This is a genomic window from Pseudonocardia sp. NPDC049635, assembly GCF_040659795.1.
In the GTDB taxonomy this organism is placed as follows: Bacteria; Actinomycetota; Actinomycetes; order Mycobacteriales; family Pseudonocardiaceae; genus Pseudonocardia.
The window spans coordinates 224193-238915 of sequence record NZ_JBFAON010000002.1 but is presented as its reverse complement, the minus strand read 5'-3'; the positions used below and the strand labels follow the sequence as shown (position 1 = coordinate 238915).

The 14723-nt window shown below is 73.2% G+C and carries 16 protein-coding genes and 2 pseudogenes; 12 read left to right on the top strand and 6 right to left on the bottom strand.

Annotated features, from left to right (window positions below; genetic code table 11):
- Window positions 1-14: 14 nt before the first annotated feature.
- On the top strand, window positions 15-533 hold the full coding sequence (locus AB0J24_RS03845) for a GtrA family protein (protein WP_358674967.1): 519 nt from the start codon (window positions 15-17) through the stop codon (window positions 531-533).
- On the opposite strand, the gene AB0J24_RS03840 is transcribed toward AB0J24_RS03845, so the two are convergent.
- Window positions 530-1156, bottom strand: coding sequence for a TetR/AcrR family transcriptional regulator (locus AB0J24_RS03840; RefSeq protein WP_358674964.1), 627 nt, complete (start codon window positions 1154-1156; stop codon window positions 530-532). The two genes, AB0J24_RS03845 and AB0J24_RS03840, sit on opposite strands and share 4 nt — an antisense overlap.
- Before the next feature lie 127 nt (window positions 1157-1283).
- Here AB0J24_RS03840 and AB0J24_RS03835 point away from each other — a divergent pair, with 127 nt between their 5' ends.
- Window positions 1284-2078, top strand: a complete 795-nt coding sequence (locus AB0J24_RS03835) for a glucose 1-dehydrogenase (protein ID WP_358674962.1) — start codon at window positions 1284-1286, stop codon at window positions 2076-2078.
- A gap of 1 nt (window position 2079) precedes the next feature.
- Window positions 2080-3632, top strand: a pseudogene (locus tag AB0J24_RS03830) (long-chain fatty acid--CoA ligase).
- 19 nt (window positions 3633-3651) lie between these two features.
- Here AB0J24_RS03830 and AB0J24_RS03825 read toward each other — a convergent pair.
- Together AB0J24_RS03825 and AB0J24_RS03820 are read right to left on the bottom strand one after the other, a co-directional pair.
- Window positions 3652-4926 (bottom strand): HAMP domain-containing sensor histidine kinase, encoded by a 1275-nt coding sequence (locus AB0J24_RS03825; protein ID WP_358674959.1) that lies wholly within the window; start codon window positions 4924-4926, stop codon window positions 3652-3654.
- A gap of 3 nt (window positions 4927-4929) precedes the next feature.
- Window positions 4930-5586, bottom strand: coding sequence for a response regulator transcription factor (locus AB0J24_RS03820; protein ID WP_358674956.1), 657 nt, complete (start codon window positions 5584-5586; stop codon window positions 4930-4932).
- 74 nt (window positions 5587-5660) lie between these two features.
- On the opposite strand from AB0J24_RS03820, the gene AB0J24_RS03815 reads away from it, so the two are divergent.
- Window positions 5661-6479 carry an inositol monophosphatase family protein gene (locus tag AB0J24_RS03815; protein ID WP_358674953.1) on the top strand — a complete coding sequence of 273 codons (819 nt, stop codon included), beginning with the start codon at window positions 5661-5663 and terminating at the stop codon, window positions 6477-6479.
- On the top strand, window positions 6472-6933 hold the full coding sequence (locus AB0J24_RS03810; protein WP_358674950.1) for a MaoC family dehydratase: 462 nt from the start codon (window positions 6472-6474) through the stop codon (window positions 6931-6933). Before AB0J24_RS03815 ends, AB0J24_RS03810 begins: the two co-directional genes overlap by 8 nt.
- Here the strand turns inward: AB0J24_RS03810 and AB0J24_RS03805 are convergent.
- The 3 genes from AB0J24_RS03805 to AB0J24_RS03795 all read right to left on the bottom strand — a co-directional run bounded on the left by AB0J24_RS03805 (window position 6908) and on the right by AB0J24_RS03795 (window position 9377).
- The gene (locus AB0J24_RS03805; RefSeq protein ID WP_358675418.1) at window positions 6908-7828 is read right to left on the bottom strand and encodes a hydroxymethylglutaryl-CoA lyase; all 921 of its coding nucleotides are present in this window, start codon (window positions 7826-7828) and stop codon (window positions 6908-6910) included. The genes AB0J24_RS03810 and AB0J24_RS03805 overlap by 26 nt on opposite strands.
- A gap of 11 nt (window positions 7829-7839) precedes the next feature.
- Window positions 7840-8430, bottom strand: a complete 591-nt coding sequence (locus AB0J24_RS03800; RefSeq protein WP_358674948.1) for a PH domain-containing protein — start codon at window positions 8428-8430, stop codon at window positions 7840-7842.
- Window positions 8431-8522: 92 nt separating this feature from the next.
- Window positions 8523-9377, bottom strand: a complete 855-nt coding sequence (locus AB0J24_RS03795; RefSeq protein WP_358674945.1) for a biotin--[acetyl-CoA-carboxylase] ligase — start codon at window positions 9375-9377, stop codon at window positions 8523-8525.
- Window positions 9378-9517: 140 nt separating this feature from the next.
- Between AB0J24_RS03795 and AB0J24_RS03790 the strand changes: the two genes are divergently transcribed.
- From AB0J24_RS03790 to AB0J24_RS03760, 7 genes and pseudogenes are all read left to right on the top strand, one after another.
- Window positions 9518-11158 carry an acyl-CoA carboxylase subunit beta gene (locus tag AB0J24_RS03790; protein WP_358674942.1) on the top strand — a complete coding sequence of 547 codons (1641 nt, stop codon included), beginning with the start codon at window positions 9518-9520 and terminating at the stop codon, window positions 11156-11158.
- Window positions 11155-11400, top strand: a complete 246-nt coding sequence (locus AB0J24_RS03785; RefSeq protein WP_358674939.1) for an acyl-CoA carboxylase epsilon subunit — start codon at window positions 11155-11157, stop codon at window positions 11398-11400. Before AB0J24_RS03790 ends, AB0J24_RS03785 begins: the two co-directional genes overlap by 4 nt.
- Window positions 11401-11468: 68 nt before the next feature.
- Window positions 11469-12098 carry a Maf family protein gene (locus AB0J24_RS03780; RefSeq protein WP_358674936.1) on the top strand — a complete coding sequence of 210 codons (630 nt, stop codon included), beginning with the start codon at window positions 11469-11471 and terminating at the stop codon, window positions 12096-12098.
- Window positions 12095-12211, top strand: a pseudogene (locus AB0J24_RS03775) (DUF1348 family protein); the annotation flags it as partial. The gene AB0J24_RS03780 and the pseudogene AB0J24_RS03775, both read left to right, overlap by 4 nt.
- Window positions 12212-12312: 101 nt before the next feature.
- On the top strand, window positions 12313-13197 hold the full coding sequence (locus AB0J24_RS03770) for a sulfurtransferase (RefSeq protein WP_358674933.1): 885 nt from the start codon (window positions 12313-12315) through the stop codon (window positions 13195-13197).
- A complete protein-coding gene (locus AB0J24_RS03765; protein WP_358674930.1) occupies window positions 13194-13628 on the top strand; it encodes a SufE family protein in 435 nt (144 codons plus the stop codon). Before AB0J24_RS03770 ends, AB0J24_RS03765 begins: the two co-directional genes overlap by 4 nt.
- Before the next feature lie 161 nt (window positions 13629-13789).
- The gene (locus AB0J24_RS03760) at window positions 13790-14611 is read left to right on the top strand and encodes a TIGR04222 domain-containing membrane protein (protein WP_358674927.1); all 822 of its coding nucleotides are present in this window, start codon (window positions 13790-13792) and stop codon (window positions 14609-14611) included.
- Window positions 14612-14723 lie beyond the last annotated feature (112 nt).

Sequence of the window (14723 nt, the reverse complement as noted above, 5' to 3'; positions counted from 1 at the left end):
GCACGATCGCCCACGTGACGGTGGTGGAGGCGACGCTCGCTCGGATCCCCCAGCCGTACCGCGACAAGGCCATCAAACACCGGGAGCTCATCAAGTTCCTGATGGTCGGCGGCACCACCTGGGTGATCGACACCGTGGTCTTCCTGCTGCTCAAGACGACGGTGCTGGACACGAAGCCGGTCACCGCGAAGGTGTTCGCGGTGCTGGTGGCGACGATCGTGTCGTACGTGCTCAACCGGGAGTGGTCGTTCCGTACCAGGGGCGGGCGCGAACGCCACCACGAGGCCGCGCTGTTCTTCCTGATCAGCGGGGCCGGGGTGGCGGTGTACTCGGCGCCGCTGGCGATCTCGCGGTACGTGCTCGAACTACAGGTCCCCGGGGTCTCGCTGTTCACCCAGGAGATCGCGGACTTCGTGTCCGGGCAGATCGTGGGGACCCTGGCCGGGATGGCGTTCCGCTGGTGGGCGTTCCGCCGGTTCGTCTGGCCGGAGCAGTTCGTGCGCCGCCAGCCGGTGCCGCCGCCCGCCGACTAGACCCGGACGAGCCCCGGGCGGCCGGCCCGCACCAGCAACGGCATGATCTGGTGCACCTCGGCGCGCAGCGTGTCGAGGGCCGCCGGCTCACCCGACAGGTGACCGAGCAGGGCCTGCTGGAAGACGCCGTCGAGCATTCCGTAGGCGGTGTGCGCCGGCAGCGAGGGCTCGGTGCCGGCGAGCTCGGCGTAGCGGGCGACGACCCGCCCGACCATGTCCTCCAGGGTGCGGTCGATCTGCTCGACGGCCTCGCGCAGGCTCTCCTCGAACATGCTCTGCGCACGCAGGTCGTACCAGAGCCGGTGCATCGGGGCGTCGTCGACGATCGTCTCGCACAGCCGGTCGGCGAACGCCGCCACCAGCCCGTCCGCGGTCGTCGCGTCGGCGACCGCACCGTCGTAGCGGGTGACGCAGACGGCCTTGTACTGCCGCACGCAGTAGACGATCAGGTCCAACTTGTCGGCGAAGTAGTAGTGCACCACGCCGTGACTGAACGGCGAGTTGTTCGCGATCTCACGCAGCGACGCCCTGGCGTAGCCGAGCTCACCGAGCGTCCGCAGCGCGGAGTCCGCCAGCGCACGACGACGTGCGTCGTGCTTGTCGACCGGATTCGCCCGCGCCATGTCGCGGACTCTAACCGATCCCAGGACGACCGGTCACAGAAAACTTGACACCTGACCAGAGAAATCTGGACAGCCGGATACATCGTCGCCATGGCGTGGTCCCCATCACCCGCACACAGGAGTGCCAGTGACTCAGATCGATCTGACCGGCCGCACCGCACTCGTCACCGGAGGTGCCCAGGGCCTGGGCGAGGGCATGGCCCGCGCGCTGGCCGCCGCGGGGGCACGCGTCGTGGTCGCCGACATCCAGGAGGAGCTCGGGGCCAAGCTCGCCGAGGCGCTCGGCGAGCAGCACGGCTCGGTCCACCTCGACGTGACCGACGACGCGTCGTGGACCGCCGCCGTCGCCACCACCGTCGAGCGGTTCGGCGGCCTCGACGTCGTGGTCAACAACGCCGGGATCGAGGTCACCCAGCTGCTCGTCGACACCGAACCGGACGACGTGCGCCGGATGCTGGAGATCAACGTGATCGGCACGACGCTCGGGATCAAGCACGCCTTCCGGGCGATGCGCCCCGGTGGTCGGGCCGGGCGCGGCGGCACCGTGGTCAACGTCGCCTCCGTCGCCGCGACCATCGCGTTCCCCGCGATCGGCGGGTACTCGGCCACCAAGTCCGCCGTCGACCGGCTGACCCGCGTCGCGGCGATGGAGTCGGGCAAGCTCGGCTACGGGGTGCGGGTCAACTGCGTGTACCCGGGGCTCGTCCCGACCGCGATGGGGCAGAAGCTGGCCGTCGAGACCTCCGGGCTCGGGCTGTTCGAGAGCCCGGAGGCGGCCGTCGGCGCGGTGGTCGAGCTGACCCCGTCCGGCCGGCTCGGCGAGGTCACCGACATCGCCGACGCGGTCGCCTTCCTGGCCTCCGACGCCGCCCGCTTCGTCAACGGTGCCGGGCTGCCCGTCGACGGCGGGATGGGCATGTGAGATGCGGCTGATCGACCACCTGGACAAGGGCTTCTCGCTGGGCCCCGACGCACCGTGCCTGGTCTGCGAGGGTGTGGTCCGGACCTACGGCGAGGTGCGCGGGCTCGGCGACCGCATCGCCGCCGCCCTCGTCGCCGCGGGGGTCGAGCCGGGCGACCGGGTGGCCGTGCTGTCCGCGAACGACCCGACCGCGTTCACCTGTGTGTTCGGGATCAGCCGGGCGGGCGCGGTGTGGTGCCCGGTCAACCCGCGCAACGAGGCCGCCGAGAACCGGGAGCTGCTCGACCTGTTCGGGTGCTCGGTGCTGATCTTCCAGGCGTCGTTCGCGCCGCTGGTGGACGCGGTCCGGCACGACCTGCCCGGGTTGCGGACCCTGGTCTGCCTGGACGGGGACCCCGGGTGGGCGCTCGGCTGGGAGAGCTTCCTGGCCCGCGGGGCCGGCCCGGTCGACCGGTCCTGCCCGGAGGACGTGGCGATGATCGTCGGCACCGGGGGCACCACCGGGCGCCCCAAGGGTGTCGTGCTGACCGGCACGAACATCGAGACGATGACGGCGATCACGCTGATGAGCTACCCGTGGCCGCCGCGCGGCGGGCGACCGACCTACCTGGCGCTCGCCCCGCTCACCCACGCCGCCGGGGTGCTGTGCTTCCCGGTCCTGTGCCGCGGCGGTTCGGTCGTCGTGATGCGCAGCCCGGACGTCGGGGCTTCCTCGACCACGTCGAGCAGCACCGGGTCACGCACACCTTCCTGCAACCGACGCTGATCTACATGGTGCTCGACCATCCCTCGCTGGGTGGGCGGGACCTGTCGTCGCTGCAGTGCTTCTGGTACGGCGCCGCGCCGATGTCGGTGGCCCGCCTGGAGGAGGCGCTCACCCGGATCGGACCGGTGATGGCCCAGCTCTTCGGGCAGACCGAGGCACCGATGATGATCTCGACGATGGCCCCGGAGGACCACTTCGGCCCCGACGGACGCCCCGCACGGGGCCGGCTGGCCTCGGCCGGGCGTCCCGCACCGCTGGTGACCGTCGCGATCATGGACGACGCCGGCCGGCTGCTCGGCCGGGGCGAGCGCGGTGAGATCGTCGTCCGCGGCTCGCTGGTCATGCGCGGCTACCACCGCGACCCCGAGGCCAGCGCGCAGGCCTCGGCACACGGCTGGCACCACACCGGTGACATCGGCTATCTCGACGACGACGGGTTCCTGTTCATCGTCGACCGCGCGAAGGACATGGTCATCACCGGCGGGTTCAACGTGTACTCCGCCGAGGTCGAGCAGGCGCTGATGGCCCATCCCGCGGTCGCCGACTGCGCCGTCGTCGGGCTGCCGGACGACAAGTGGGGCGAGCGGGTCACCGCCGTCCTCCAGCTGCGGCCCGGTGCCGAGCTCGACGCTACGGAGCTGACGTCGTTCGTCAGGACCCGGATCGGTGGCGTCAAGACACCGAAGCAGATCGAGGTCTGGCCCGACCTGCCGCGCTCGAAGATCGGCAAGGTGTTGAAGGCGGAGATCAGGAAGCAGTTCGCCGGACAGGGGGCAGCGTCGTCGTGACGCCCGCGCTCCCCATCGGTTACCGGGGCCCGCCCCGCTCCGCGACCGAGGCACCGGCTGCGACGTCGTCGGTGCGGGCGGGCGGGAGGTAGATCCGGAAGACCGGCGGGCGGGCCCGGTGGAGCTCCAGCCGCCCGCCGTCGGCCTCCACCAGCGTGCGGGCCAGCGCCAGCCCCAGCCCGGTGGACGACTGCGCGGACACCCCGCGGTCGAACACGTGCGGCACGAGCTCCTCCGGCACACCCGGCCCGGCGTCGGAGACCTCGACCTGCAACGCGTTGTCCGCGGCCCGCGCGCTGATCGTCACCTGACCGTCGCCGTGCTGCACCGAGTTGTCCACCAGCGCACCCACGGCCTCCCGGAGCCGGGCCGCGGTGACCCGGGCGAGCATGCCGTCCGGCACCCGCACCCGCAGCGAGCGCCCGGCCCGCGACAACGGCACCCGCCACTCCTGCGCGACCTCCTCCAGCGCCTCGGCCAGATCGACCGGCTCGGCGCCCACCGCGCGGGCGGCGCGGGCGGAGTCCAGCAGGTCGTCCAGCACCGCGGTGAGCCGTTCGGTCTGCTCCAGCGCCGCCAGGGCCTCCCGGCGGGCGTCCGGATCGGGATGGGTGGAGAGCTCGTCGAGCCGCAGCTGCAGCGCCGTGATCCGGCTGCGCAGCTGGTGCGAGACGTCCCCGACCAGTGCCCGCTCACGCTGCAGCAGCTGGGCCAGCGCGGTGGCCGACGAGTCGAGCACCTCCGAGACCCGGTCCAGCTCGGCGATGTCGTAGCGGGCCGGGGAGCGGCGGAAGTCGCCCGCGCCGAGCCGCGCGGCGCGCGCCGCGAGATCGCGCAGCGGATCGGACAGCCGGCGCGCGGTGTAGATCGCTACCCCGGTCCCGACCGTCACCGAGAAACCCACCAGCAGCATCACGACGAGCACGACCTGGGTCTGCTGGGCCCGCATGATCGCGGTCGGCTGGGCGAGGGTGATCGTGCCGCCCGGGCCGAACGGCAGCGACTCGGCGACCGGGTCGACGACCTCGCGCACGCCGTACTCGGCCGTCGGCGCGTCCGGGACCTCGATGGTGAGCCTGCTGTTCGCCGGGATCGCCAGCTCGATCGCACCCGGCGGGGGCGTGGCGGTCCCGCTGTCCTCCAGGGTCCCGGTCAGCTGTTCGAGCCGCTGGGTCAGTTCGGCGCGGGTGAAGTCCTCGACCAGCTGCCAGGTCGCGAGCGCCAGCGGACCGCCCAGGAACAGCGCCGTCACCGCGACGGTGAGCAGCGTCGAGACCAGGATCCGGCGGCGCACCGGTCAGTCCGCGTTGTACCGGAAGCCGACGCCGCGGACGGTCGCGATGCGCTTCTCGCCGCCGATCTTGCGGCGCAGCCACGACATGTGCATGTCCAGCGTCTTCGACGACTTCATGTCGGCGTCACCCCACACCGCGTGCAGGATCTCCTCCCGGGTGACGACCTGCCCGGCGTGCGTCATCAGCACCCGCAGCAGCTCGAACTCCTTGTTCGCCAGGGTCACCTCCGCACCGTCGAGCAGCACCCGGCGCCCGGAGAGCTCCATCCGCAGGCCGTCGACCTCGACCACGTCCTGGGTGCGCCGGCGCAGCAGCGCGCGCACCCGGGCGAGCAGCTCGGCGAGCCGGAACGGCTTGGAGACGTAGTCGTCGGCGCCGGCGTCCAGGCCGACCACGAAGTCGACCTCGTCGGTGCGCGCGGTGAGCATCAGCACCGGGAGATCGGACCGGGCGGCGCGGACGCGCCGGCACACCTCCAGACCGTCCATCCCGGGCAGCCCGAGATCGAGCACGAGCAGGTCCACCGGGTCACGGGTCACCCGGTCCAGCGCCCCGGGCCCGTCCGCCACGACCTCGACGTCGTACCCCTCCCGCTGCAGTGCGCGGGAGAGCGGCTCGGCGATCGCCGCATCGTCCTCGGCAAGCACCACAATGGTCATCGTGCCGAGCATAGGGCTGCCCGGCCGGGACTGGGGCGCAGCGCCGAAGGTGTGGACTGGCATGCTCGCCGAACGTGAGCCCCGAGCAGAACGTGCCCGCCGAACCGCGTGACCTCGATCTCGCGCTGCGGCTGGCGGACCTCGCCGACGCGATCACCCTGCCCCGGTTCCGGGCCGCCGACCTGCGGGTGAGCCGCAAACCGGACCGCACGCCGGTGACCGACGCCGACACCGCCGCCGAGGACGCGATCCGCGCCGCGCTCGGCCACGAACGCCCACGGGACGCGGTCCTCGGTGAGGAACGCGGCGCGAGCACCGGGGCGCCGACCGGGCGCGGCTGGGTGATCGACCCGATCGACGGCACCAAGAACTTCTCCCGGGGTGTACCCGTCTGGGCGACGCTGATCGCCCTGGTGGTCGACGGCGTCCCGGTGGTCGGCGTGGTCAGCGCGCCGGCGCTGCACCGTCGCTGGTGGGGCGCGGCCGGGGCCGGGGCGTGGGCGCGGGACCTGCCGTCCGGGACACCGCACCGGATCGCCGTGTCCGGGGTGTCCCGGATCGGCGACGCCTACGTCTCCACCACCGACCAGGAGACCTTCCGCACCGAGCCCGGCCCGGTCACCCGGGACGGCTGGACCGCGCTCACCGAGCAGTGCTGGGAGTCCCGGGCGTTCGGGGACTTCTGGCAGCACTGCCTGGTCGCCGAGGGGGTGCTCGACGTGGCGGTGGAGCCGGCCGCGAACCCGTGGGACCTGGCCGCACCCGCCGCCGTCGTCGCGGAGGCCGGCGGGCGGCTGACCGACCTGAGCGGGAACCCGACCTACGCCGGCGGGCACGGGCTGACCAGCAACGGACTGCTGCACGACGACGTGCTGGGGGTGCTCGGTGGCTGAGCTGTACTTCGAGGACCTCGTCCCCGGATCGGTGTTCGACCTGGGGACGACGGTGGTCGACGAGGCGGAGATGGTGGCCTTCGCCCGCCGGTTCGATCCGCAGCCCTTCCACCTGGACCCCGAGGCCGGCGAGCGGGTCTTCGGCGGTCTGGCCGCGTCCGGCTGGTTCACCGCGGGCCTGTGGATGCGTGCCTACGTCGACAACCTGCTCACCCGCTCCGCCGGGCTCGGGTCGCCGGGTGGCGACGAGATCGCCTGGCCCGCCCCGGTGTTCGCCGGGGACGAGCTGGCCGCGGCGATGGAGGTGCTCGACGCGCGGGTCTCCCGCAGCCGCCCGGAGCTGGGGTTGATCACCTTGCGCGGCACGATGACCCGCACATCGGACGACCGGCTGGTCTACCGGTCGAGGTTCACCGGCATGTACGCGGTCAGGAACCCTGCGCCAGGGCCGTGACCACCCGCGACGGCGACGGGCGGCCCAGGTGCCCGGCCATCCAGGTGCTGGTGGCGACGAGCGCCCGCAGGTCGACGCCGTGGGCGATCCCCAGGCCGTCGAGCATCCACACCAGGTCCTCGGTGGCGAGGTTGCCGGTCGCCGAGCCGGCGTAGGGGCAGCCGCCCAGGCCGCCGGCGCTGGCGTCCACCGTCGTGACCCCACGGCGCAGCGCGGCCAGCGTGTTGGCCAGCGCCTGGCCGTAGGTGTCGTGGAAGTGCACCGCGATCCGGTCGACCCCGACGCCGCGCTCGGCGCAGGCGTCGAGCACCGCACCGACGTGCGCCGGCGTCGCGACACCGATCGTGTCGCCCAGCGACAGCTGGTCGCAGCCCATCTCCATCAGCCGGGCGCCGACCGCGGCCGCCTGGTCCGGGTCGACGCCGCCCTCCCACGGGTCGCCGAACACCATCGACACGTACGCCCGCACCCGCAGCCCCTCCCGTACCGCGCGGGTGACGGTCGGCTCGAACATGGCGAACTGCTCGTCGAGGGTGCGGTTGAGGTTGCGCTTCGCGAACGTCTCGGTGGCCGAGGCGAACACCGCCACGTGGTCGCAGCCCGCCTCGATCGCCCGGTCCAGGCCGCGCTCGTTCGGCGTCAGCACCGGGTAGTCCAGCCCGTCGCGGCGGTGCAACCGGGCCAGCAGATCGGCGGCGTCGGCGAGCTGCGGGACCCACTTCGGGTGCACGAAGCTGGTCGCCTCCAGGGTGCGCAGACCCGCGTCGGCGAGCCGGTCCAGGAACTCGGCCTTGACCTGCACCGGGATCACCGCGGACTCGTTCTGCAGGCCGTCGCGCGGACCGACCTCGTAGATCTCGACGCGCTCGGGCAGGTCCGGGTCGCGCACCGTCATCGGCAGGCTGCTCACGCCCCCATCCTCTCCCGGACCGCGGCGTCCGCGTGCCCCCGCCCGGATGTGCGCTGTGTCTCCCCCGCCGTCTCCCCCGCCGTCTCCCCCGCGGCCCGCCGGGCCCGCTCCCCGCGCGCGATCTCGCGGTGCAGCAGCGCCTGTACCCGCTCCACGGCGGGGACGTGGTCGAACCTCAGCCGCTCGCCCGCCACGTCGAGGGTCAGGGTGCCGCAGCCCAGCACCCGTTCGAGAAAGGTGCTGCGGACCCGCACGGCGTCGATCCGCTCGATCGGCACGTCCAGCCCGTCCCGGGCGGTGACGCCCTCCCGCACGAGGAACCGCAGGTTCGTCACGGCCAGGTGCGAACACCGCCAGCGGACCAGCGGCAGCACCGTGGCGCGGGCCAGCGCGAGCCCGGCCAGCACACCGAGCAGCGCCCACGCCTGCGGCGCCCACACCTGCAGCCGGACCACGGCCGCCGCGAACCCGGCCACGGCACTCACCAGCAGCAGCGCGCAGACCGGGCGCAGGCACAACCGCCAGTGCGGTCCGCCGTGCGCCACGACGTGCTCGTCCTCACCGAGCACGTCCTCCGGGAACGCCATGTGCCGACGGTAGGGCGCCGCGGGCCGGCCGCGGGGGTCGACGCGCGGCGCGACCGCACAGGTCAGCGCAACAGGTGCGGCCGGCGGCGCTGCTAGGGGCCGTCGGCCGGGCGCAGGTGCACGATGTCACCGGCCGCGACCGCGACCCGCTCGCCGTCCTCCGGGTGCACGAGCAGTCTGCCCTGGGGGTCGACGTCCTCGGCCGTCCCGACGATCTGGTCACCACCGGGGCGCTCCACCCGGACCCGGGAGCCGAGGCTGGCGCAGCGGGACCGGTAGTCCGACCGGAGCCCGCACGCGTCGGCGTCCCCGCCCGCGTCGCGCCACTGCGCCTCGCGCAGGTACAGGTGGCCGAGCAGGGCGACGACGACCTCCGCGCGGGTCGCGCCCAACCCGTGCGCGGCCAGCGAGGTCGCCCCCCACGGCAGCTCGTGCGCCGGAGTGGCGACGTTGAGGCCGATGCCCAGCACGACACCCGGGCCACCACCGGACACCGCCGTCATCTCGGCCAGGATGCCGGCCGCCTTGCCCCGCGACGGCCCGACGAGCAGGTCGTTCGGCCACTTCAGCACGGCCTCGACGCCAGGGCCCACCTCGGAGATCGCGTCCACCAGCGCCACCCCGGCCAGCATCGGCAACCAGCCCAGCCGATCGGCCGGGACCCCCTCGGGGCGCCACAGCACCGACATCGTCACCGCGGCACCGGGCCGCGAGGTCCAGGTGCGGTCGAGCCTGCCGCGCCCGCGGACCTGCGCCTCGGCGATCAGCACCGACCGGTCCGGTGCGCCGCGACCGGCCTCGGCCAGCAGGTCGGCGTTCGTGGAACCGGTCGACGCGACCACCTCCAACGCCGTCCAGCCGCCCGCCGGACGCAGCACCGCCGTGCGCAGGGCGTAGACGTCCAGCGGTTCGTCGGTACCCTCGTCGGGGTTCGTCCCGGTCGTCATCACCGCGAACCGTAACGGCCCGGCCGCACACCGTCGCCCTCGGCAGGACCCGGATCGATAACGCTCGGGACACGTCCCGGGTGCACTGCGGCGCACATCACCACGGTCGGCCGTCATCGGGCGGGTTAGGCTCCCGCCTCATGAGCGCCGCAACGGAGCCGATGGCGACCCCGGACGACGGTGGGGCCGCGCCTGACGTGCACACCACGGCGGGCAAGCTCGCCGATCTCTACCAGCGATTCGACGAGGCGATCCACGCCGGGTCCGCCGCCGCCGTCGAGCGTCAGCACGCCAAGGGCAGGCAGACCGCGCGCGAGCGGATCGACCAGCTCCTCGATCCCGGTTCGTTCGTCGAGCTGGACGCGCTGACCCGGCACCGGTCGACGAACTTCGGGATGGCCGACAAGCGCCCGTTCGGCGACGGCGTGGTCACCGGCACCGGCACGATCGACGGTCGCCCGGTCGCGGTGTTCTCGCAGGACGCCACGGTGTTCGGCGGGGCGCTCGGCGAGGTCTACGGCGAGAAGATCGTCAAGGTGATGGACCTCGCCGCCAAGATCGGCTGCCCGATGATCGGGATCAACGACGGCGGCGGCGCCCGGATCCAGGAGGGCGTGGTCGCGCTCGGCCTCTACGGCGAGATCTTCACCCGCAACGTGCGCAGCTCCGGGGTGATCCCGCAGATCTCGCTGATCATGGGCCCCTGCGCGGGCGGTGCGGTGTACTCCCCCGCCATCACCGACTTCACCGTGATGGTCGACGAGACCAGCCACATGTTCATCACCGGCCCGGACGTGATCAAGACCGTCACCGGTGAGAACGTCGACATGGAGGAGCTCGGCGGCGGCCGGGCGCACAACTCGAAATCGGGCGTCGCGCACTACCTGGCGGGCGACGAGTCGGACGCCTTCGACTACGTCAAGCAGCTGCTCAGCTTCCTGCCGTCGAACAACCTGTCCGAGCCGCCCTCGTTCCCGGCCCCGGAGCCGGTCGAGGGCTCGATCGCGGACGGCATCACCGACTCCGACCGTGAGCTCGACACCCTGATCCCGGACTCGGCGAACACCCCCTACGACATCCGCGAGGTCATCAACCGGGTGGTCGACGACGAGGACTTCCTCGAGGTCCAGCAGCTGTGGGCGCCCAACATCGTGATCGGCTACGCGCGGGTCGAGGGCCGCAGCGTCGGCATCGTCGCGAACCAGCCGACCCAGTTCGCCGGCTGCCTGGACATCGACGCCTCGGAGAAGGCGGCCCGGTTCGTCCGCACCTGCGACGCGTTCAACATCCCGGTGCTGACCTTCGTCGACGTGCCGGGCTTCCTCCCGGGTACCGACCAGGAGTGGAACGGCATCATCCGGCGCGGTGCCAAGCTGATCTACGCCTACGCCGAGGCCACCGTCCCGAAGGTCACCGTGATCACCCGGAAGGCCTACGGCGGGGCGTACGACGTGATGGGGTCCAAGCACCTGGGCGCCGACGTCAACATCGCCTGGCCGACCGCGCAGATCGCGGTGACCGGGGCGCAGGGCGCGGTGTCCATCCTGTACCGCAAGGAGCTCAAGGGCCTGGAGGGCGACGAGCTGGCCGCCCGTCGCGCCGAGCTCCAGCAGGACTACGAGGACACCCTCTGCAACCCCTACATCGCGGCCGACCGGGGCTACATCGACGCCGTCGTGCCGCCGTCGCACACCCGCGGCTACGTCGGCCGGGCGCTGCGGATGCTGGCCACCAAGCGGGAGCAGGGTCCGACCCGCAAGCACGGGAACATCCCGCTGTGAACGGCGGGGAGGCACCGGACCGGACCCCGGAGGAACGCCGCGCGCTGTTCCGGGTGGTCCGGGGCGACCCCGACGACCACGAGCTGGCCGCGCTCACCGCCGTCGTCGCGGCGGCGACGAGCGCGGCTGCGCCGGAGCGGGCCCCGGCCGCGCCGGACCTGTGGTCGCACCCGGCGTCGCAGCTGCGGGCCCCGCTGGTCGCGGGGCGCGGGGCGTGGCGCGCCTCGGGGATGCCCCGCTGAGGTAGCCGGTGGGCGGGCGCGTCCCGCGAGATCGGCGGCGCAGCACCGCGGGCGGATAGGGTCCACCCGTGCGTCTGGTTCTCGCCTCCGCCTCCCCCGCCCGGCTCGGCGTGCTCCGGGCCGCAGGTGCCGATCCGCTCGTCGAGGTCTCCGACGTCGACGAGGACGCGCTGCTCGCCGCACATCCGGACGCCGATCCGGCCCGCAAGGTCACCCTGCTCGCCGCGGCCAAGGCGGCGGCGGTCGCCGCACGGATCGCCGGTGAGCAGCCGGACGCGCTCGTGATCGGTTGCGACTCGATGCTCCTCGTCGACGGTGAACTGGTCGGCAAGCCCGGTGACGCCGACACCGCACGCCGCCGCTGGTCGGCGATGGCCGGGCGGAGCGGTGAGCTGCTCACCGGGCACGCGGTGCTGCTGCTCGTCGGCGGCGCGGTCGCCAAGGAGGCGGAGGGGCACGCGGTGACCGGTGTCCGGTTCGCCGAGCCGTCCCCCGAGGAGCTCGAGGCCTACCTCGGCACCGGGGAGCCGCTGAACGTGGCGGGCGCCTTCACCCTCGACGGGTTCGGCGGCTGGTTCGTCGACGGCATCGACGGCGACCCGTCGAACGTGATCGGGATCAGCCTTCCGCTGGTCCGCAGGCTGCTCGGTGGGATCGGTGTGAGCCCGGTCGACCTCTGGCGCAAGGAGTCCTGGTGAGCGACGGTTCCCGTCCCCCGTTCCCGCCGTTCGACGAGGCGGGCGCCCGGCGCAAGGTGCTCGCCGCCGAGGCCGCCTGGAACACCCGCGACCCGGAGAAGGTGGCGCAGGCGAGGAGCGCACGATCCACGGGTCCGCGGCCCGACGGCGACGACTCCGACTTCGGGGTCTGAGCGGGCGTGTGGGTGCCCGGCCGCGCGGTTACCCTCCCGCCATGGCTGTCACGAACGACCCCGACCCCAAGCTCGCCGAGTACGCGCATCCGGAGCGCCTGGTCACCACCTCGTGGCTGGCCGGGCACCTCGACGACCCGGGCATCGTCGTCGTGGAGTCCGACGAGGACGTGCTGCTCTACGACACCGGGCACATCCCGGGTGCGGTGAAGGTCGACTGGCACACGGAGCTGAACGACCCGGTGACCCGCGACTACGTCGACGGGGAACGCTTCGCCGAGATCATGTCCGAGCGCGGCATCAGCCGGGACACCACGATCATCGTCTACGGCGACCGGAACAACTGGTGGGCCGCGTACGCGCTGTGGGTCTTCTCCCTGTTCGGGCACCCCGACGTGCGACTGCTCGACGGCGGGCGCTCGAAGTGGATCGCCGAGGGGCGCGAGACGACCACCGAGACCCCCACCCCGGCGCGGGCCGACTACCCGGTCGTCGAGCGGGACGACACCGGGATCCGCGCGTTCAAGGAGGACGTGCTGGCCCATCTCGGCAAGCCGATGGTCGACGTCCGTTCCCCGCAGGAGTACACCGGCGAGAAGCTGCACATGCCCGACTACCCGCAGGAGGGGGCGGTCCGCGGCGGTCACATCCCGGGTGCGGCGAGCGTGCCGTGGGCCCGGGCCGCCGCCGAGGACGGCTCGTTCCGCTCGCGCGCCGAGCTGGCCGCGATCTACGAGCAGGAGCAGGGCCTGAAGGCCTCCGACGACGTCATCGCCTACTGCCGGATCGGCGAGCGCTCCAGCCACACCTGGTTCGTCCTGACCTACCTGCTGGGCTTCGACCGGGTCCGCAACTACGACGGCAGCTGGACCGAGTGGGGCAACGCCGTGCGCGTGCCGATCGTCCAGGGCGAGGAGCGCGGGTGAGCCTCCCACCGGCGCTCGCCGAGCTGGTCGACGACTTCGCCGCGCTCGGCCCCAAGGACCGGCTGCAGCTGCTGCTGGAGCTCTCCCGGGAGCTGCCCGAGCTGCCCGACCGGTACGCCGACGCCGCGGACTCGATGGAGCAGGTGCACGAGTGCCAGTCACCGCTGTTCCTGGCCGTCGAGGTCGGCGACGGCGGTGACCGTCCGGTGCACCTCTACTTCTCGGCGCCGCCGGAGGCGCCGACCACCCGCGGGTTCGCGTCGATCATGCACACCGGGCTGGACGGCGAGCCGGCCGAGGCCGTGCTGGCCGTGCCGGACGACTTCTACACCGATCTCGGCCTGGCCGATGCGGTGAGCCCGCTACGGCTGCGCGGGATCGCGGCGATGCTCGCCCGGATCAAGCGGCAGGTACGAGCAGCGACAGCCTGACGCATTTCCGGTCTGGTCCGAACGGCGGAGCCCGGCCGGGCGGGGCTGCGCCGTTCGCTCCGGCGAACCTCAAGTCTCTGTGAAATCCGGCGAGCCACCTCGTGAGCGGGCGCACACTGCTTCGAACGACGAAGCGCGCGGACCTGCACGGGGAGGTCGGAATGGGTACGAACCTGACCGGCGAGACCTGGGGTGTCAGCGCCGCCACCTTCCTCGTGGTCTACCTGCTGCTGGCCGTCGTCGTGACGGTGCTGGCCTGCTGGTACCGCGCCCGCATCGTCGCCGGTGACCCGGCCGGGGTCCGGGCGGTCGAGGGCCGCCCGGAGGACGTCGCCCATCTCCACGGCGGTCCGCGCCTCGCGGTCTACGCGGCGCTGTCGGCGATGCACGTCGACGGCACCGTCGTCACGTCCTGCCGCACCCCGGGCCAGGTCCGGGCGGGCGGCCCGCTGACCCGATCGGCGACCGGGCTGCAGCGGGCGATCCATCGCTGCGCCCATCGGCTCATCCCGTGCCGCAGCCTGGGCACGCACGCCGCGGTCGCCGCCGAGCTGCACCGGATCGCCCGGCGGCTCGAAGCGGCCGGCCTGGTGCTGGGCCCGTCCGACCGGGACCGGTTGCGCTCGGCGGCGGTCCTGCCCGGGCTGGTGGCCGCCCTCGGGCTGGTCCGGGTCCTGGCCGGTGCGGCGTACGCACGTCCGGTCGGCGCGCTGCTGGTCGTGACCCTGGCCATGATCGCGGTGACCGTCCTGCTCGGCACGCGGGTGCCGGTGCGCACCCGGGCCGGCGACGAGGCGCTGCGCCGGGTACGGGAGCAGAACCCTGAGCTGTCGCCGTCGATGCACCCGGACTGGGCGGTGATCGGCCCCGCCGCGGCGGCGCTGAGCGTCGGCGCGTTCGGGCTCGGCGCGATGTTCGCCGCGGAACCGGCGTTCGCCGAGGAACTGGCCGCACAGCGGGTCGTCGCCCTCGGGCGCGGCTGACCGCGGCATCGAACTGCCCCGGGGGTCGGGGTTCGACGGTCCCCGCAACTCCACCACTGGGGGGTGTGGAGTTGCGGGGACGGTCCTGGTTCCCGACCGCACACGGACGGAG